Raw genomic sequence first — 17,937 nt, 5'->3', positions numbered from 1 at the left:
CCGTGAGGCGGAGAAGGAGGTCCGTTTCATATGGACACGCAGGACCCCAGAGATTCAGCTGTCGCGCGCCCCGTGCTCGAAGGGCCGGACATCGCGCGGGTGTTGACCCGCATCGCCCACGAGATCGTCGAGCGCGCCAAGGGCGCCGACGACGTGGTTCTCCTCGGCATTCCCACCCGCGGCGTCTTCCTCGGCCGCCGGCTCGCCGAGAAGCTCGAAGAGATCACCGGCCGCAAGATCCCGGTCGGCTCCCTCGACATCACCATGTACCGCGACGACCTGCGCATGCATCCGCCGCGTGCGCTGGCCCGCACCGAGATCCCCGGTGACGGCATCGACGGCCGCCTGGTCGTCCTCGTCGACGACGTGCTCTTCTCCGGCCGCACCATCCGGGCCGCCCTCGACGCGCTGAACGACATCGGGCGTCCGCGCGCGGTGCAGCTCGCCGTGCTCGTCGACCGCGGCCACCGCGAACTGCCCATCCGCGCCGACTACGTCGGCAAGAACCTCCCCACGTCGCTGCGGGAGACGGTCAAGGTCCAGCTCACCGAGGAGGACGGCCGCGACGCCGTGCTGCTCGGTGCCAAGCCCGCTTCCGCGTAGGACCGTAGGACCGGCTTCCCCCCTCACGGGCTCCAGGGCACCACCCTGCGCGCCCGCGTGCCCGCAGACCTCCACACACCGGAGTACACCCCCGATGATGCGACACCTCATCTCGGCCGCCGACCTCTCGCGCGACGACGCCGTCCTCATCCTCGACACGGCCGAGGAAATGGCGCGGGTCGCCGACCGGCCGATCAAGAAACTGCCCGCCCTGCGCGGCCGTACCGTGGTCAACCTCTTCTTCGAGGACTCGACCCGGACCCGGATCTCCTTCGAGGCCGCCGAGAAGCGCCTCTCCGCCGACGTCATCAACTTCGCCGCCAAGGGGTCGTCGGTCTCCAAGGGCGAGTCCCTCAAGGACACCGCCCAGACCCTGGAGGCGATGGGCGTCGACGCCGTCGTCATCCGGCACGGCGCCTCCGGCGCGCCCTACCGCCTGGCCACCTCCGGCTGGATCGACGCCGCCGTCATCAACGCCGGTGACGGCACGCACCAGCACCCCACGCAGGCCCTGCTCGACGCCTTCACCATGCGGCGCCGCCTCGTCGGACCCGACGCGGGCCTCGGCCAGGACCTGGCGGGCAAGCACATCACCATCGTCGGCGACGTCCTGCACAGCCGCGTCGCCCGCTCCAACGTCGACCTGCTGCACACGCTCGGCGCCGAGGTCACCCTGGTCGCGCCGCCCACGCTCGTGCCGGTCGGCGTCGAGCGGTGGCCGTGCGACATCTCGTACGACCTGGACAGCGTGCTGCCGAAGTCCGACGCCGTCATGATGCTGCGCGTGCAGCGCGAGCGCATGAACGCCGCGTTCTTCCCCACCGAGCGCGAGTACTCGCGGCGCTACGGCCTGGACGGCGAGCGCATGGCGAAGATGCCCGGGCACGCCATCGTGATGCACCCCGGACCGATGGTCCGCGGCATGGAGATCACCGCAGCGGTCGCCGACTCCGACCGCTGCACGGTCGTCGAGCAGGTCGCCAACGGAGTCTCCATCCGCATGGCCGTCCTCTATCTGCTTCTGGGCGGCAACGAACCCGCCGTGACCCACACCCGTACCGAGGAGAAGTAAGAACATGAGCAAGATCCTGATCCGTGGTGCGAAGGTGCTCGGCGGCGAGGCGCAGGACGTCCTGATCGACGGCGAGACCATCGAGGCCGTGGGCACCGGGCTCTCCGCCGAGGGCGCGACCGTCGTCGAGGCCGAGGGCAAGGTGCTCCTGCCGGGCCTCGTCGACCTCCACACCCACCTGCGCGAGCCGGGGCGCGAGGACTCCGAGACCGTCCTCACCGGCACCCGCGCCGCCGCCTCCGGTGGCTACACCGCCGTGTTCGCCATGGCCAACACCTTCCCCGTCGCCGACACCGCCGGCGTCGTCGAGCAGGTCTACCGGCTCGGCAAGGAGTCCGGCTACTGCGACGTGCAGCCCATCGGCGCCGTCACCGTCGGCCTGGAGGGCAAGAAGCTCGCCGAGCTGGGCGCCATGCACGAGTCGGCCGCCGGGGTCACCGTCTTCTCCGACGACGGCAAGTGCGTCGACGACGCCGTGATGATGCGCCGTGCCCTGGAGTACGTGAAGGCCTTCGGCGGCGTCGTCGCGCAGCACGCGCAGGAGCCGCGCCTCACCGAGGGCGCCCAGATGAACGAGGGCGTCGTCTCCGCCGAGCTGGGCCTCGGCGGCTGGCCCGCCGTCGCCGAGGAGTCGGTCATCGCGCGCGATGTGCTGCTCGCCGAGCACGTCGGCTCCCGCGTCCACATCTGCCACCTCTCGACCGCGGGCTCCGTCGAGATCGTGCGCTGGGCCAAGTCGCGCGGCATCAACGTCACCGCCGAGGTCACCCCGCACCACCTCCTCCTCACCGACGAGCTGGTCCGCACGTACAACCCCGTCTACAAGGTCAACCCGCCGCTGCGCACCGAGCGCGACGTCATGGCGCTGCGCGAGGCCCTCGCCGACGGCACCATCGACATCGTCGCCACCGACCACGCCCCGCACCCGCACGAGGACAAGGACTGCGAGTGGGCCGCGGCCGCCATGGGCATGGTCGGCCTGGAGACCGCCCTGTCCGTCGTCCAGCAGACGATGGTCGAGACCGGCCTGCTGACCTGGGAAGCGGTCGCCGACCGCATGTCCTTCAAGCCCGCGAGGATCGGCCGGGCCACCGGGCACGGCCGCCCCGTCTCGGCAGGTGAGCCCGCGAACCTCGTCCTGGTCGATGCCGATTACCGTGGGGAAGTGGACCCCGCGGGCTTCGCCTCGCGCAGCCGCAACACTCCCTATGAGGGCCGTGAGCTGCCGGGCCGCGTCACGCACACGTGGCTCCGGGGCCGGGCCACGCTCGTCGACGGGAATCTCGCGTGACATCTCTTCTGGAACTGGCCGCCGAGAAGGAATCGGCGGACGTGACCGACTGGGCCGCACGGCTCGGCTGGGTCGTCGGACTGCTGCTCTTCATCGCGCTCGTCTACTGGCTGATGCGCGAGGGCTGGAAGTGGCGCGGCACGCTCCAGGGCGACCTGCCCGAGCTGCCCGGCGCGCCGACCGACCCGGGCCCGGCGAGACTGGAGCTGAGCGGCCGCTACCACGGCTCCACCACGGCCGGGCAGTGGCTCGACCGCGTCGTGGCGCACGGCCTCGGCGCCCGCAGCCGCGTCGAGCTGACGCTCACCGACGCGGGACTCGATGTCGTACGCCCCGGAGCGGCCGACTTCTTCATCCCGGCCGAACAGCTGCGCGAGGCCCGTCTCGACAAGGGCATCGCCGGAAAGGTCCTCGCGGAGGGCGGTCTCCTGATCGTCACCTGGGAACACGGCGAGAAGCTGCTCGACTCCGGTTTCCGCTCCGACCACGCGGCCGAGCAGGCCCAGTGGGTCGAGGCCATCAACAGCATGATCAAGACGTCCAGCACTACGGAAGGCACCGCACGATGACGATCTCCACCCGGGGAGCCGGCAAGGCTCCCGCCGTACTCGTCCTGGAGGATGGCCGCACCTTCCGCGGCCGTGCCTACGGGTCCGTGGGGGAGACCTTCGGCGAAGCGGTGTTCTCCACCGGCATGACCGGCTACCAGGAGACCCTGACCGACCCCTCGTACCACCGCCAGGTCGTCGTCATGACGGCCCCGCACGTCGGCAACACCGGTGTGAACGACGAGGACGCCGAGTCCCGCCGCATCTGGGTCGCCGGTTACGTCGTGCGCGACCCCGCACGCGTGCCCTCCAACTGGCGCTCCCGGCGCACTCTGGACGACGAGCTGACCGAGCAGGGCGTCGTCGGCATCAGCGGCATCGACACGCGTGCGCTCACCCGCCACCTGCGCGAGCGCGGCGCGATGCGCGTGGGCATCTTCTCCGGAGAGGCGCTCTCCGACGACGCGACGCTGCTCGCCCGCGTCAAGGAGGCCCCCGAGATGGTGGGCGCCGACCTCTCCGCAGAGGTCGCCACCACCGAGCCCTACGTGGTACCGGCCATCGGTGAGAAGAAGTTCACCGTGGCCGCCCTGGACCTCGGCATCAAGGGCATGACCCCGCACCGCATGGCCGAGCGCGGCATCGAGGTGCACGTGCTGCCCGCCACCGCGACGCTCGACGACGTGTACGCGGTCGACCCGGACGGCTTCTTCCTGTCCAACGGCCCCGGTGACCCCTCGACCGTCGACCTGACCGTGGTCAAGGGCGTCCTGGAGCGCAAGACGCCGCTCTTCGGCATCTGCTTCGGCAACCAGATCCTCGGGCGCGCGCTCGGCTTCGGCACGTACAAGCTGAAGTACGGCCACCGCGGCATCAACCAGCCGGTGCAGGACCGCACGACCGGCAAGGTCGAGGTCACCGCGCACAACCACGGCTTCGCCGTCGACGCCCCCCTCGACAAGGTCTCCGACACCCCCTACGGGCGCGCCGAGGTCTCCCACGTGTGCCTGAACGACCAGGTGGTGGAGGGGCTCCAGCTGCTCGACCAGCCGGCGTTCAGCGTCCAGTACCACCCCGAAGCCGCCGCGGGCCCGCACGACGCCGCGTACCTCTTCGACCGCTTCGTATCCCTGATGACCGCAGAAGGAGCCCAGCGTGCCTAAGCGCACCGATATCCAGTCCGTCCTGGTCATCGGCTCCGGCCCGATCGTCATCGGCCAGGCCGCCGAGTTCGACTACTCCGGCACCCAGGCGTGCCGCGTCCTCAAGGCCGAGGGCCTGCGCGTCATCCTCGTCAACTCCAACCCGGCGACGATCATGACCGACCCGGAGATCGCCGACGCCACGTACGTCGAGCCGATCACCCCGGAGTTCGTCGAGAAGATCATCGCCAAGGAGCGCCCCGACGCGCTGCTGCCGACGCTGGGCGGCCAGACGGCCCTCAACACGGCGATCTCCATGCACGAGCAGGGCGTCCTGGAGAAGTACGGCGTCGAGCTCATCGGAGCCAACGTCGAGGCGATCAACAAGGGCGAGGACCGCGAGCTGTTCAAGGGCGTCGTCGAAGAGGTCAACAAGAAGATCGGGCACGGCGAGTCCGCACGCTCGTACATCTGCCACTCCATGGACGACGTCCTCAAGGGCGTCGACGCGCTCGGCGGCTACCCCGTGGTCGTCCGCCCCTCCTTCACGATGGGCGGCGCCGGTTCCGGTTTCGCGCACGACGAGGAGGAGCTGCGCCGCATCGCCGGACAGGGCCTCACGCTCTCGCCGACCACCGAGGTGCTCCTGGAGGAGTCCATCCTCGGCTGGAAGGAGTACGAGCTGGAGCTGATGCGCGACAAGAACGACAACGTCGTGGTCGTCTGCTCCATCGAGAACTTCGATCCGATGGGCGTGCACACCGGCGACTCCATCACCGTCGCGCCCGCGATGACGCTCACCGACCGCGAGTACCAGACCCTGCGGGACGTCGGCATCGCGATCATCCGTGAGGTCGGCGTCGACACCGGCGGCTGCAACATCCAGTTCGCGATCGACCCGACCGACGGCCGCGTCATCGTCATCGAGATGAACCCGCGCGTCTCGCGGTCCTCGGCGCTCGCTTCGAAGGCCACCGGCTTCCCGATCGCTAAGATCGCCGCGAAGCTGGCCGTCGGCTACACGCTGGACGAGATCCCCAACGACATCACCGAGAAGACCCCCGCCTCCTTCGAGCCGACCCTTGACTACGTAGTGGTCAAGGCCCCGCGCTTCGCCTTCGAGAAGTTCCCGTCGGCGGACTCGACCCTGACGACCACCATGAAGTCGGTCGGCGAGGCCATGGCCATCGGCCGCAACTTCACCGAGGCGCTGCAGAAGGCGCTGCGCTCGCTGGAGAAGAAGGGCTCACAGTTCACCTTCGTGGGCGAGCCCGGCGACAAGGCTCTTCTTTTGGAGGAGGCCGTCCGGCCGACCGACGGGCGCATCAACACCGTCATGCAGGCCATCCGCGCGGGCGCCACCCCCGACGAGGTCTTCGACGCCACGAAGATCGACCCGTGGTTCGTCGACCAGCTCTTCCTGATCAAGGAGATCGCGGACGAGCTGGCCGCCGCCGAGCGCCTCGACTCCGACCTGCTCGCCGAGGCCAAGCGCCACGGCTTCTCCGACGCCCAGATCGCCGAGATCCGCGGTCTGCGCGAGGACGTCGTCCGCGAGGTCCGGCACGCCCTCGGGGTGCGCCCGGTCTACAAGACGGTCGACACCTGCGCCGCCGAGTTCGCCGCGAAGACGCCGTACTTCTACTCCTCGTACGACGAGGAGAGCGAGGTCGCCAAGCGCGAGAAGCCCGCGGTGATCATCCTGGGCTCCGGCCCGAACCGCATCGGCCAGGGCATCGAGTTCGACTACTCCTGCGTCCACGCCTCCTTCGCGCTCAGCGACGCGGGCTACGAGACCGTGATGGTCAACTGCAACCCCGAGACCGTCTCCACCGACTACGACACCTCCGACCGGCTCTACTTCGAGCCGCTCACCCTGGAGGACGTCCTGGAGATCGTCCACGCCGAGGCGCAGGCCGGGCCGATCGCGGGCGTCATCGTCCAGCTCGGCGGCCAGACCCCGCTGGGCCTCGCGCAGGCCCTCAAGGACAACGGCGTCCCGGTCGTCGGCACCCCGCCCGAGGCCATCCACGCCGCCGAGGACCGCGGCGCCTTCGGCCGCGTCCTCGCCGAGGCGGGCCTCCCGGCGCCCAAGCACGGCACCGCGACGACGTTCGCCGAGGCCAAGGCCATCGCCGACGAGATCGGCTACCCCGTCCTCGTACGCCCGTCGTACGTGCTCGGCGGCCGCGGCATGGAGATCGTGTACGACGAGACGCGCCTCGCCTCGTACATCGAGGAGTCCACCGAGATCAGCCCCTCGCGGCCGGTCCTCGTCGACCGCTTCCTCGACGACGCGATCGAGATCGACGTGGACGCGCTCTACGACGGCACCGAGCTCTACCTCGGCGGCGTCATGGAGCACATCGAGGAGGCCGGCATCCACTCCGGCGACTCGGCCTGCGCGCTGCCCCCGATCACGCTCGGCGGCTTCGACATCAAGCGCCTGCGCGCCTCCACGGAAGGCATCGCCAAGGGCGTCGGCGTCCGCGGACTCATCAACATCCAGTTCGCCATGGCGGGCGACATCCTGTACGTCCTCGAAGCCAACCCGCGCGCCTCCCGCACCGTCCCCTTCACCTCGAAGGCGACCGCGGTGCCGCTGGCCAAGGCCGCCGCCCGGATCTCGCTCGGCGCGACCATCGCCGAGCTGCGCGCGGAGGGCATGCTGCCCAGGCACGGCGACGGCGGCACGCTGCCCATGGACGCGCCGATCTCCGTCAAGGAGGCCGTCATGCCGTGGTCGCGCTTCCGCGACATCCACGGGCGCGGCGTCGACACCGTCCTCGGCCCGGAGATGCGCTCCACGGGCGAAGTCATGGGCATCGACTCCGTCTTCGGGACGGCGTACGCCAAGTCGCAGGCGGGCGCGTACGGTCCGCTGCCCACCAAGGGCCGCGCCTTCATCTCCGTCGCCAACCGCGACAAGCGCTCGATGATCTTCCCGGCGCGTGAACTGGTCGGCCACGGCTTCGAGTTGCTCGCCACGTCCGGCACGGCCGAGGTGCTCAAGCGCAACGGCATCAACGCCACCGTCGTGCGCAAGCAGTCCGAGGGCGAGGGCCCGAACGGCGAGAAGACCATCGTCCAGCTCATCCACGACGGCGGCGTCGACCTCATCGTCAACACCCCGTACGGCACCGGCGGCCGCCTCGACGGCTACGAGATCCGTACGGCGGCCGTGGCGCGCTCCGTGCCGTGCCTCACGACGGTCCAGGCGCTCGCCGCCGCCGTCCAGGGCATCGACGCGCTCAGCGGCGGGGACGTGGGCGTCCGCTCGCTCCAGGAACACGCGCAGCACCTGACCGCGGCCCGCGACTAGCAGCCCTGAGGGGGACACCGGAAACGGTGTCCCCCTCTTCATGAGGACAACCTCTTCATGAGGACAACCTCTTCGTGAGGACAACGAACATGTACAAGCTTTTCTTCAACCTCGTCTTCAAGCGCATGGACCCGGAGCAGGCCCACCACATGGCCTTCCGCTGGATCCGCCTCGTGGCCCGCGTCCCGGTGCTGCGCACCTTCGTCGCGGCCGTCCTCGCGCCCCGCCACAAGGAGCTGCGCACCGAGGCCCTCGGGCTGCGGATGCACGGGCCCTTCGGGCTCGCGGCGGGCTTCGACAAGAACGCCGTCGCCGTCGACGGCATGTCGATGCTCGGCTTCGACCACATCGAGATCGGCACGGTCACCGGGGAGCCGCAGCCCGGCAACCCCAAGAAGCGGATGTTCCGCCTCGTCCCCGACCGCGCGCTGATCAACCGCATGGGCTTCAACAACGAAGGCTCGGCGGCCGTCGCCGAGCGGCTCGCCTCCCGTACGCCGGTCTTCAGGACCGTCGTGGGCGTCAACATCGGCAAGACCAAGGTCGTACCGGAGGACGAGGCCACCGCCGACTACGTGAAGTCGACCGAGCGCCTCGCCCGCCACGCCGACTACCTGGTCGTCAACGTGTCGTCCCCGAACACGCCGGGCCTGCGCGACCTGCAGGCCACCGAGTCGCTGCGGCCCCTGCTGACCGCCGTGCGCGAGGCCGCCGACCGCAGCGTCGAGGGCCGCCGCGTGCCTCTCCTGGTGAAGATCGCCCCCGACCTCGCGGACGAGGACGTCGACGCCGTCGCGGACCTCGCCGTCGAACTCGGCCTGGACGGCATCATCGCCACCAACACGACCATCGCGCGCGAGAGCCTCGGTTTGAAATCCGAACCCTCGCTGGTGAAGGAGGTCGGGGGTCTCTCCGGAGCGCCCCTCAAGGAACGCTCCCTGGAGGTCCTGCGCCGCCTCTACGCGCGCGTGGGCGACCGCATCACGCTCGTGGGCGTCGGCGGCGTCGAGAACGCCGAGGACGCCTGGCAGCGCATCCTCGCGGGCGCCACCCTGGTCCAGGGCTACAGCGCCTTCATCTACGAAGGGCCCTTCTGGGGCCGCGCCATCCACAAGGGGCTGGCCGCGCGCCTGCGCACGAGCCCGTACGCCACCCTCGCCGACGCCGTCGGCGCCGACGTGAGGAAGTCCGCATGAGCGTCGCCCTGGAGCCCTTCGGCACGCGCCTGCGCCACGCCATGGACGAGCGTGGGCCCCTGTGTGTCGGCATCGACCCGCACGCCTCGCTGCTGTCCGCGTGGGGCCTGGACGACGACATCGCGGGCCTGGAACGGTTCACGCGGACCGTTGTCGAGGCGCTCGCCGGCACCGTCGCGGTCTTCAAGCCGCAGAGCGCGTTCTTCGAGCGCTTCGGGTCGCGGGGCATCGCCGTACTGGAGAAGGCGGTCGCGGAGCTGCGGGCCGCCGGTGCCCTGGTCGTCATGGACGCCAAGCGCGGCGACATCGGCTCGACCATGGCCGCGTACGCCGAGACCTTCCTGCACAAGGACTCGCCGCTCTTCAGCGACGCGCTGACCGTCTCGCCCTACCTCGGGTACGGCTCCCTGAAGCCCGCCGTCGAACTCGCGCGGGAGAACGGCGCCGGGCTCTTCGTGCTCGCCCTCACCTCCAACCCCGAGGGCGCCGAGGTGCAGCACGCGCTCCGCGAGGACGGCCGCACGGTCGCGGCCACCGTCCTCGGCCACCTCGCCGCCGAGAACGCCGGCCAGGCGCCCCTGGGGTCCTTCGGCGCGGTCGTCGGCGCGACGCTGGGCGACCTCTCGTCGTACGACCTCGCCGTCAACGGCCCGCTGCTCGCCCCGGGCATCGGCGCGCAGGGCGCGACCCCGGCCGATCTGCCGGGCGTCTTCGGCGCGGCCGTGCGCAATGTGGTGCCGAGCGTCAGCCGGGGCGTGCTGCGGTACGGACCGGACGCCGCCGGTCTGCGGGAGGCCGCGGAGCGCTTCGCGGACGAGATCAGAGTGGCGGTCGAGGCGGCCTGAGGGCGGCGGCGGAGCACGCGCCGCGCCCCCGTCGACGACTCACCGGCCAAAATCGGGTGCGATATGCCGTGTATGTCCGGCTCGACAGAGGCTGACCAGGACTTTTCGTCTGTTCTCGCTGACTCCGGCGGTCATGGCCGCTAGTCTCCGAGAGAGCCAACGGGCAAGCACTTTGCACGTTGCTCCCCAGGTGTGGGGCGACTAGGTTCCTCACCGGTCCGTATCCGACAGTTCGACATCCGAGGTGACGTAGGCGTGGCTCTTCCGCCCCTTACCCCTGAACAGCGCGCAGCCGCGCTCGAAAAGGCCGCCGCGGCTCGCCGGGAGCGGGCCGAGGTCAAGAATCGACTCAAGCACTCCGGCGCCTCTCTTCACGAGGTCATCAAGCAGGGCCAGGAGAACGATGTCATCGGCAAGATGAAGGTCTCCGCCCTCCTGGAGTCCCTGCCGGGCGTGGGCAAGGTCCGCGCCAAGCAGATCATGGAGCGTCTTGGCATCTCCGAGAGCCGCCGCGTGCGCGGTCTCGGCTCCAATCAGATCGCGTCTCTTGAGCGCGAGTTCGGTGGTGGCGCTGCCTGACGTTCTCAGGCACTCCTGAGAACCTGGATAATCGCTGCATGGCTGCAACATCCCGGGGGACGACCCCCGTGCCCCCGGACGTACGTCCGCGGCTGACCGTGCTCTCCGGCCCCTCCGGGGTCGGCAAGAGCACGGTCGTCGCCCATATGCGCAAAGAACACCCCGAGGTCTGGCTCTCGGTCTCCGCGACCACACGCAAGCCGCGCCCCGGTGAGAAGCACGGAGTCCAGTACTTCTTCGTCTCCGACGAGGAGATGGACAAGCTGATCGCCAACGGCGAGCTGCTTGAGTGGGCCGAGTTCGCCGGCAACCGCTACGGCACCCCGCGCCGCGCGGTGCTCGAACGCCTGGAGGCGGGCGAGCCCGTCCTCCTGGAGATCGATCTGCAGGGCGCGCGCCTGGTGCGCGAGTCGATGCCCGAGGCGCAGCTGGTCTTCCTCGCCCCGCCGAGCTGGGACGAGCTGGTCCGCCGGCTCACCGGCCGGGGGACCGAGGTGCCCGAGGTGATCGAGCGCAGGCTGGCCGCGGCCAAGGTCGAGCTCGCCGCCGAGGCGGAGTTCGACACGACCCTGGTCAACACCTCTGTCGAGGACGTGGCCCGTGAGCTGCTAGCCTTGACGAAGGTTCTTTGATCTTTACCCCAGTCTTGACCCTTCTGGTCTTGACCCCATCGGAAGGCAGAGCGTGTCCTCTTCCATCACCGCGCCCGAGGGCATCATCAACCCGCCGATTGATGAGCTGCTCGAAGCCACCGACTCGAAGTACAGCCTCGTGATCTACGCCGCCAAGCGCGCGCGCCAGATCAACGCGTACTACTCGCAGCTCGGTGAGGGCCTCCTGGAGTACGTCGGCCCGCTCGTGGACACCCACGTCCACGAGAAGCCGCTCTCGATCGCGCTCCGCGAGATCAACGCGGGCCTGCTGACGTCCGAGGCCATCGAGGGCCCCGCCCAGTAGGCGTTGTCCGTTCTTCCACCACAGGCCCGGCAGCGCGACTGCCGGGCCTGTGGTGTGTCATGGAGTCGTACGTCTCCGGGGTACGGAGATCCGAGTGCGGGGAGGCACGGGTGAGCAAGCCCAAGGTCGTTCTGGGGGTCAGCGGTGGCATCGCCGCCTACAAGGCGTGCGAGCTGCTGCGGCGGCTGACCGAGTCGGGCCACGACGTGCGCGTCGTGCCGACCGCCTCGGCGCTGCACTTCGTCGGCGCCGCGACGTGGTCCGCGCTGTCCGGCAACCCCGTCTCGACCGAGGTCTGGTCCGACGTCCATGAGGTGCCGCACGTCCGCATCGGCCAGCACGCCGACCTCGTGATCGTCGCCCCAGCCACCGCCGACATGCTCGCCAAGGCGGCCCACGGCCTCGCCGACGACCTGCTCACCAACACGCTCCTCACGGCCCGCTGTCCGGTGGTCTTCGCCCCGGCCATGCACACGGAGATGTGGGAGCACCCGGCCACCCAGGAGAACGTCGCCACGCTCCGGCGCCGGGGCGCCCTCGTCATCGAGCCCGCCGTCGGCCGTCTCACCGGCGTCGACACCGGCAAGGGCCGCTTCCCGGACCCGGCCGAGCTCTTCGAGGTCGTACGCCGTGTCCTCGCCCGCGGCGACCTGGCGCAGGATCTCGCCGGGCGCCACGTCGTGGTCAGCGCGGGCGGGACCCGCGAGCCCCTCGACCCGGTCCGCTTCCTCGGCAACCGCTCATCCGGCAAGCAGGGCTACGCGCTCGCCCGGAGCGCGGCGGCGCGGGGCGCCCGCGTCACGCTCGTGGCGGCGAACGCCGCGCTGCCCGACCCGGCCGGGGTCGACATCGTGCCGGTCGGCACCGCCGTGCAGCTGCGCGAGGCAGTCCTGAAGGCCGCGGCCGACGCCGACGCCGTCGTGATGGCGGCCGCCGTGGCCGATTTCCGCCCCGAGACGTATGCGGCCGGGAAGATCAAGAAGAAGGACGGCCAGGAACCGGCGCCCGTCGTCCTGGTCCGCAACCCCGACATCCTCGCCGAGATCGCGGGGGCCAGGCCGCGCCCCGGCCAGGTGGTCGTCGGCTTCGCCGCCGAGACGGACGACGTCCTCGCCAACGGCCGGGCCAAGCTCGAACGCAAGGGCTGCGACCTGCTGGTCGTCAACGAGGTCGGCGAGCGCAAGACCTTCGGCTCCGAGGAGAACGAGGCCGTCGTGCTCGGCGCGGACGGCAGCGAGACGCCGGTGCCGTACGGCCCGAAGGAGGCGCTCGCGGACACGGTCTGGGACCTGGTCGCGGAGCGGCTCGCCTGAGACGAGCGGTAACTTTCGTCTCTTGGCTGAACTCGACGGAACTCGACGGAACTCGGTCACAATGCGACGCGTTACTTGACCGGGTCTCCACCACCGGGGCTCAATGGCATATTCGTTCCGCCAGGGGATCAAACCCGGGGAAAACGGGCGCGAGGCCCTCTGGCGGAGACTGATCAACGTACCGCACAATGCAGTGCCGCAGGTCACAGGGCTCCCAAGTGGCGAGACATGTGGTCCGGCGGACGAGTGTGACCGATAAACTGGTCTCGGACGACGCCGGGCGCAGCCTCCGGCCGTTCACCAATGATCAGCCAGCAGCCGCTGCAACCTCAGGGAGCGATGTGTCCCGGCGCCTCTTTACCTCGGAGTCTGTGACCGAGGGTCACCCCGACAAGATCGCTGACCAGATCAGCGACACCATTCTCGACGCGCTTCTGCGGGAGGACCCGACCTCCCGGGTCGCCGTGGAGACGCTGATCACCACCGGCCTCGTCCACGTGGCCGGCGAGGTCACGACGAAGGCGTACGCGCCGATCGCGCAGCTCGTGCGCGACAAGATCCTCGAGATCGGTTACGACTCCTCGAAGAAGGGCTTCGACGGCGCCTCCTGTGGCGTCTCGGTGTCCATCGGCTCGCAGTCCCCCGACATCGCGCAGGGCGTCGACACGGCGTACGAGCAGCGTGTCGAGGGCGATGAGGACGAGCTGGACAAGCAGGGCGCGGGCGACCAGGGCCTGATGTTCGGCTACGCCTGCGACGAGACGCCCGAGCTGATGCCGCTCCCGATCCACCTCGCGCACCGCCTCTCGCGGCGCCTGTCCGAGGTGCGCAAGAACGGGACGATCCCCTACCTGCGCCCCGACGGCAAGACGCAGGTCACCATCGAGTACGACGGCGACAAGGCCGTCCGTCTCGACACGGTCGTCGTCTCCTCGCAGCACGCGAGCGACATCGACCTGGACTCGCTCCTCGCCCCCGACATCCGGGAGTTCGTGGTCGAGCCCGAGCTGAAGGCCCTCCTCGAGGACGGCATCAAGCTGGAGACCGAGGGCTACCGCCTGCTGGTCAACCCCACCGGCCGCTTCGAGATCGGCGGCCCGATGGGCGACGCCGGCCTCACCGGCCGCAAGATCATCATCGACACGTACGGCGGCATGGCCCGCCACGGCGGCGGTGCCTTCTCGGGCAAGGACCCGTCGAAGGTGGACCGCTCCGCGGCGTACGCGATGCGCTGGGTCGCCAAGAACGTCGTGGCGGCCGGCCTCGCGGCCCGCTGCGAGGTCCAGGTCGCCTACGCCATCGGCAAGGCCGAGCCGGTCGGTCTGTTCGTCGAGACCTTCGGCACGGCCACGGTCGACACGGACAAGATCGAGACGGCCATCGCCGAGGTCTTCGACCTCCGCCCGGCCGCGATCATCCGCGACCTCGACCTGCTCCGTCCGATCTACGCGCAGACCGCCGCGTACGGCCACTTCGGCCGGGCGATCCCCGACTTCACGTGGGAGCGGACGGACCGCGTGGACGCGCTGCGGAAGGCGGCGGGGCTGTAGTCCCCGCGCGCTCGCTCCACCGAGGCCCGGCTCTCTCCTCATGGGGCCGGGCCTCGGCGTTCTCGCGGCGCTGTCGGTGCTGTCGGCGTTGTCAGTGCGGTCTGGTAGGAATGCTGCTGTGAGCAGGGAGAACGGGTCGGGTGCGGGTGAGGGGGCCGGGGGTGGGGTGCCCGAGGCCGAGCAGCTCGCGTTGATTCGGGACAGTGTGCGCAAGGCCAAGGTGCCGCGGGCCAAGCCGCGGACGTGGCGGGGCGCCGCGCTGGCCAAGGAGCTGCCGGTGGCGCGGGTCCTCGTCGACAAGGGTGTGCTCCATCTCGACCGGTACTTCGACTATGCCGTTCCCGAGGAGCTGGACGCGGTGGCCCAGCCCGGGGTGCGGGTCCGGGTGCGCTTCGGCGCCGGGTCGCGGAACGTGCGGGACGGGCGGCGCGAGGGCGGCGGGCTGATCGACGGTTTCATCGTCGAGCGGTGTGCCGAGACCGAGTACACGGGGCCGCTGGCCGCTCTGGCCCAGGTCGTCTCGCCGGAGCCCGTGCTCGATGCCGGGCTCCTCGAACTCGCCCGCGCCGTCGCCGACCGGTACGCGGGAAGCCTCGCCGATGTGTTGCAGCTGGCGGTCCCGCCCCGGCACGCGCGGGCCGAGTCGCGTCCGGCGTCCGACCCTCCGGCGCCTCCGGCCGCGCCAGACGCGGGGACCTGGCGGCGGTACGGACACGGGGCGGAGTTCCTCGGCGCCCTGGCCTCCGGGGGGTCGCCCCGCGCGGTGTGGACAGCGCTGCCCGGGCCGCAGTGGGCCGAGGAGATCGCCCGCGCCGTGCAGGCCACGCTCGCCTCGGGGCGTGGCGCGCTCGTCGTCGTGCCGACCGGGCGGCCCGCCGCGCGCGTGGACGCCGCGCTCACCGCACTCCTCGGCGAGGGGCGGCACGCGCTGCTGACCGCCGACGCCGGGCAGGAGCGGCGCTATCGGGAGTGGCTGTCCGTGCGGCGCGGGGAGGTGCGGGCCGTCGTCGGGACGCGGGCCGCCATGTTCGCGCCCGTACGGGATCTGGGGCTCGTCGTCATCTGGGACGACGGGGACTCCAACCACAGCGACGACCACGCTCCCTTCCCGCATGTGCGCGAGGTCCTGGAGCTGCGGGCCGCGCGGGACAAGTGCGGCTTCCTGCTGGGGAGTTGGAGCTGCACGGTCGAGGCGGCTCAGCTCGTCGAGACCGGATGGGCCGCGCCTCTGGTCGCCGACCGCGAGCAGGTGCGCGGGGCCGCGCCCCTCGTACGCACGGTGGGCGACGGGGATCTCGCGCGGGACGAGGCGGCGCGGGCCGCGCGGCTGCCGACGCTGGCCTGGCGGGCCGTACGGGAAGGGCTGAAGCACGGGCCCGTCCTGGTGCAGGTGCCACGGCGCGGCTATGTGCCGCGGCTCGCGTGTGAGCGCTGCCGGGAGCCCGCGCGGTGCCGGCGGTGTGCCGGGCCGCTGGAGGCGCAGGAGAGCGGGGCCGCCCTGCGGTGCGGCTGGTGCGGGGTGGCGGAGGCGGCCTGGCACTGCGGTTCCTGTGGCGGGTTCCGGCTGCGGGCGCAGATCGTCGGGGCGCGGCGGACCGCCGAGGAGCTGGGGCGTGCGTTTCCGGCGGTGCCGGTGCGGACCTCGGGGCGCGAGCAGGTGCTCGACACGGTGCCGGGGGCGCCCGCGCTGGTGGTGAGCACGCCGGGGGCGGAGCCCGTCGCCGAGGGCGGTTATGCCGCGGCTCTGCTGCTCGACGGGTGGGCCATGCTCGGCCGGCCCGATCTGCGGGCCGGGGAGGACGCGCTGCGCCGGTGGATCGGGGCCGCGTCGCTCGTACGTCCCCAAGGGGCGGGCGGCACCGTCGTGGTCGTCGCCGAGCCGACGCTGCGGCCCGTGCAGGCGCTCGTGCGGTGGGACCCGGTGGGGCACGCGGTGCGGGAGCTGGAGGAGCGGGCCGAGCTGGGATTTCCGCCGGTGTCGCGGATGGCGGCGGTCTCCGGGCCGCCGGAGGCGCTCACGGGGTTCCTCGCCGGGGCGGAACTCCCTTCCGACGCCGTGGTGCTGGGCCCCGTCCCGGTGCGGGAGACGGGGCCCGGCCCCTCGCGGCGGCCCGGCGCGGCGCCGGTCGGCGAGCAGTGGGAGCGGGTGCTGGTCCGCGTACCGCCGGGCAGCGGCGCCGCACTCGCGGCCTCACTGAAGGCGGCGCAGGCCGCGCGGATGGCCCGGGGGGCGAAGGGGTCCCGGGAGGGCGCCGCCGAGGCGGTACGGATCCGGGTGGATCCACTGGACATCGGCTGAGGGACGCGGGGGCCGGCTTCGGGCCGGGTATTGCGTCGTGGGTGTGTCGGGCCGGGTGCGGGGTGCGGGGTGCCGTGCGGCGGTGTCCGGTCCGCTTTGCGTCGGGTGGCGCGTCTCGGTTGCGACCGCTTCTGTCGGGTGCCGCATCGCGGATGCGTCAGGCCCGGGGTCTGCTTTGCGTCGGGTGGCGCGTCTCGGATACGCCCGTTCCCGGCGGGTGTCGCATTCCGGATGCGTCAGGCCCGGGGTCCGCTTCGCGCCGGGTGGTGCTTCTCGGTGCGCCCGCTTCTGTCGGGTGCCGCATTCCGGATGCGCCAGGCCCGGGTTCGTCGCGTGTCGCGCCCTCGTCGCCCCCGCGTGTCGCGCCCCCGCGCGTCAGGCTCCTCTTCCGTTCTTCCGTCGAGGCGTCGGCATACGACTGCCCCCTCGCCACAGCAAGGAGGCAAGAGGGGGCAGTCGACAGGGCGCACTCGGGGAGTCAGCCTGTGCGGGGGCCGGGGAAGGCGGGTGGCCTGGGGTCGTCGCGGAGGGTGGGGCTGCCCGCCGTCGGCTGGGTCGGCATCGCGCGGGCCGCGGGGACGGCCGGCAGGGGGGCGCCGACCGGGACCGGGCGGGTGGCCGTAGCCGTGGTGGTCGCGGCGGGAGCCGGGACCTCCGTCGCGCGCTCCGCCTCGGCCGCCGCCTGCGTGGTGGCTCGCCGCGCGCCGTACCGGCGGTGGACGGCCTGCTTGGTGACGCCGAGGGCCGAGCCCACCGCATCCCACGAGAACCCCAGCGAGCGGTCGAAGTCCACCGCCGCGGTGACCAGCGTCTCGACGCTGTCCCGCAGTTCCTGCGCGAGGCGGACGGTCGGGGCGGGAGCCCGCCCGTACACGACGAAGCCCGCGGAGGGGCTGGAGCGGCGCGGGCGGTAGACGTTGCCGAGCTGGGCGGTGAGGGTCCGCAGTGCGTCCACCTGCCGGCGGACCCGCTCGATGTCCCGCACCAAGAGGTGCAGGCTGGCCCGTGCCTGGGCGTCGTGGGTTGCGTGGTCGGCCATGAAGAAGCCTCTCGAACCGGCGTTGAAAAGGATCGAGCCGCATCCGCGGCCCATTGTGGTCAACTCTTTCTTGACCAACGCGCTAGCTCGTGTGGGGTCACGGTGCAGGGGCGTATGTGCATATGCGCAGGGCGCACGACCGTTCGTACGCCCCCAAAGGCGTCAACGGACGTCACCCGGA

15 protein-coding genes are annotated in these 17,937 nt (G+C 71.3%); 14 read left to right on the top strand and 1 reads right to left on the bottom strand.

Features of this window, described 5'->3' with window-relative positions:
- Positions 1 to 30 precede the first annotated feature (30 nt).
- From pyrR to ACWDZ7_RS16495, 14 genes are all read left to right on the top strand, one after another.
- Complete coding sequence (gene pyrR / locus ACWDZ7_RS16560) at positions 31 to 603, top strand: bifunctional pyr operon transcriptional regulator/uracil phosphoribosyltransferase PyrR (RefSeq protein ID WP_451797591.1); 573 nt, start codon at positions 31 to 33, stop codon at positions 601 to 603.
- A 94-nt stretch (positions 604 to 697) separates the two neighbouring features.
- Positions 698 to 1,675 (top strand): aspartate carbamoyltransferase catalytic subunit, encoded by a 978-nt coding sequence (locus tag ACWDZ7_RS16555; protein WP_451518971.1) that lies wholly within the window; start codon positions 698 to 700, stop codon positions 1,673 to 1,675.
- 4 nt (positions 1,676 to 1,679) lie between these two features.
- On the top strand, positions 1,680 to 2,966 hold the full coding sequence (locus ACWDZ7_RS16550) for a dihydroorotase (protein WP_451797590.1): 1,287 nt from the start codon (positions 1,680 to 1,682) through the stop codon (positions 2,964 to 2,966).
- Positions 2,963 to 3,535, top strand: a complete 573-nt coding sequence (locus ACWDZ7_RS16545; RefSeq protein WP_451797588.1) for a PH-like domain-containing protein — start codon at positions 2,963 to 2,965, stop codon at positions 3,533 to 3,535. Before ACWDZ7_RS16550 ends, ACWDZ7_RS16545 begins: the two co-directional genes overlap by 4 nt.
- On the top strand, positions 3,532 to 4,677 hold the full coding sequence (gene carA / locus ACWDZ7_RS16540) for a glutamine-hydrolyzing carbamoyl-phosphate synthase small subunit (protein WP_451797587.1): 1,146 nt from the start codon (positions 3,532 to 3,534) through the stop codon (positions 4,675 to 4,677). The genes ACWDZ7_RS16545 and carA overlap by 4 nt, the downstream gene beginning before the upstream one ends.
- Positions 4,670 to 7,978, top strand: coding sequence for a carbamoyl-phosphate synthase large subunit (carB, locus tag ACWDZ7_RS16535; RefSeq protein WP_451797586.1), 3,309 nt, complete (start codon positions 4,670 to 4,672; stop codon positions 7,976 to 7,978). Before carA ends, carB begins: the two co-directional genes overlap by 8 nt.
- A gap of 89 nt (positions 7,979 to 8,067) precedes the next feature.
- Complete coding sequence (locus ACWDZ7_RS16530; protein ID WP_451797584.1) at positions 8,068 to 9,174, top strand: quinone-dependent dihydroorotate dehydrogenase; 1,107 nt, start codon at positions 8,068 to 8,070, stop codon at positions 9,172 to 9,174.
- A complete protein-coding gene (gene pyrF / locus ACWDZ7_RS16525) occupies positions 9,171 to 10,019 on the top strand; it encodes an orotidine-5'-phosphate decarboxylase (protein ID WP_451797582.1) in 849 nt (282 codons plus the stop codon). Before ACWDZ7_RS16530 ends, pyrF begins: the two co-directional genes overlap by 4 nt.
- Positions 10,020 to 10,274: 255 nt before the next feature.
- Complete coding sequence (locus ACWDZ7_RS16520) at positions 10,275 to 10,598, top strand: integration host factor (RefSeq protein WP_005319887.1); 324 nt, start codon at positions 10,275 to 10,277, stop codon at positions 10,596 to 10,598.
- Positions 10,599 to 10,636: 38 nt separating this feature from the next.
- Positions 10,637 to 11,230 carry a guanylate kinase gene (gene gmk / locus ACWDZ7_RS16515; RefSeq protein ID WP_451518978.1) on the top strand — a complete coding sequence of 198 codons (594 nt, stop codon included), beginning with the start codon at positions 10,637 to 10,639 and terminating at the stop codon, positions 11,228 to 11,230.
- A 52-nt stretch (positions 11,231 to 11,282) separates the two neighbouring features.
- The gene (rpoZ, locus tag ACWDZ7_RS16510) at positions 11,283 to 11,555 is read left to right on the top strand and encodes a DNA-directed RNA polymerase subunit omega (protein WP_005319902.1); all 273 of its coding nucleotides are present in this window, start codon (positions 11,283 to 11,285) and stop codon (positions 11,553 to 11,555) included.
- A 110-nt stretch (positions 11,556 to 11,665) separates the two neighbouring features.
- Positions 11,666 to 12,868, top strand: coding sequence for a bifunctional phosphopantothenoylcysteine decarboxylase/phosphopantothenate--cysteine ligase CoaBC (gene coaBC, locus ACWDZ7_RS16505; RefSeq protein WP_451797581.1), 1,203 nt, complete (start codon positions 11,666 to 11,668; stop codon positions 12,866 to 12,868).
- Between the two features lie 341 nt (positions 12,869 to 13,209).
- Positions 13,210 to 14,418, top strand: coding sequence for a methionine adenosyltransferase (gene metK / locus ACWDZ7_RS16500; protein WP_451797579.1), 1,209 nt, complete (start codon positions 13,210 to 13,212; stop codon positions 14,416 to 14,418).
- Between the two features lie 118 nt (positions 14,419 to 14,536).
- Positions 14,537 to 16,717, top strand: coding sequence for a primosomal protein N' (locus ACWDZ7_RS16495; RefSeq protein WP_451797577.1), 2,181 nt, complete (start codon positions 14,537 to 14,539; stop codon positions 16,715 to 16,717).
- A 478-nt stretch (positions 16,718 to 17,195) separates the two neighbouring features.
- Here the strand turns inward: ACWDZ7_RS16495 and ACWDZ7_RS16490 are convergent, their stop codons facing one another.
- A complete protein-coding gene (locus ACWDZ7_RS16490; protein WP_451797576.1) occupies positions 17,196 to 17,756 on the bottom strand; it encodes a hypothetical protein in 561 nt (186 codons plus the stop codon).
- Between the last annotated feature and the right edge of the window lie 181 nt (positions 17,757 to 17,937).

Source organism: Streptomyces sp. NPDC003032, from assembly GCF_053591415.1.
The sequence above is the reverse complement of the archived record's forward strand: the minus strand, read 5'-3'. Positions and strand labels throughout refer to the sequence as shown.

Bases quoted from the DNA above. Each gene is read 5' to 3' on its own strand.
- carA (WP_451797587.1), top strand. From the start codon at position 3,532: ATGACGATCTCCACCCGGGGAGCCGGCAAGGCTCCCGCCGTACTCGTC.
- gmk (WP_451518978.1), top strand. From the start codon at position 10,637: ATGGCTGCAACATCCCGGGGGACGACCCCCGTGCCCCCGGACGTACGT.
- ACWDZ7_RS16490 (WP_451797576.1), bottom strand. From the start codon at position 17,756: ATGGCCGACCACGCAACCCACGACGCCCAGGCACGGGCCAGCCTGCAC.
- ACWDZ7_RS16550 (WP_451797590.1), top strand. From the start codon at position 1,680: ATGAGCAAGATCCTGATCCGTGGTGCGAAGGTGCTCGGCGGCGAGGCG.
- pyrF (WP_451797582.1), top strand. From the start codon at position 9,171: ATGAGCGTCGCCCTGGAGCCCTTCGGCACGCGCCTGCGCCACGCCATG.
- pyrR (WP_451797591.1), top strand. From the start codon at position 31: ATGGACACGCAGGACCCCAGAGATTCAGCTGTCGCGCGCCCCGTGCTC.
- ACWDZ7_RS16555 (WP_451518971.1), top strand. From the start codon at position 698: ATGATGCGACACCTCATCTCGGCCGCCGACCTCTCGCGCGACGACGCC.
- ACWDZ7_RS16530 (WP_451797584.1), top strand. From the start codon at position 8,068: ATGTACAAGCTTTTCTTCAACCTCGTCTTCAAGCGCATGGACCCGGAG.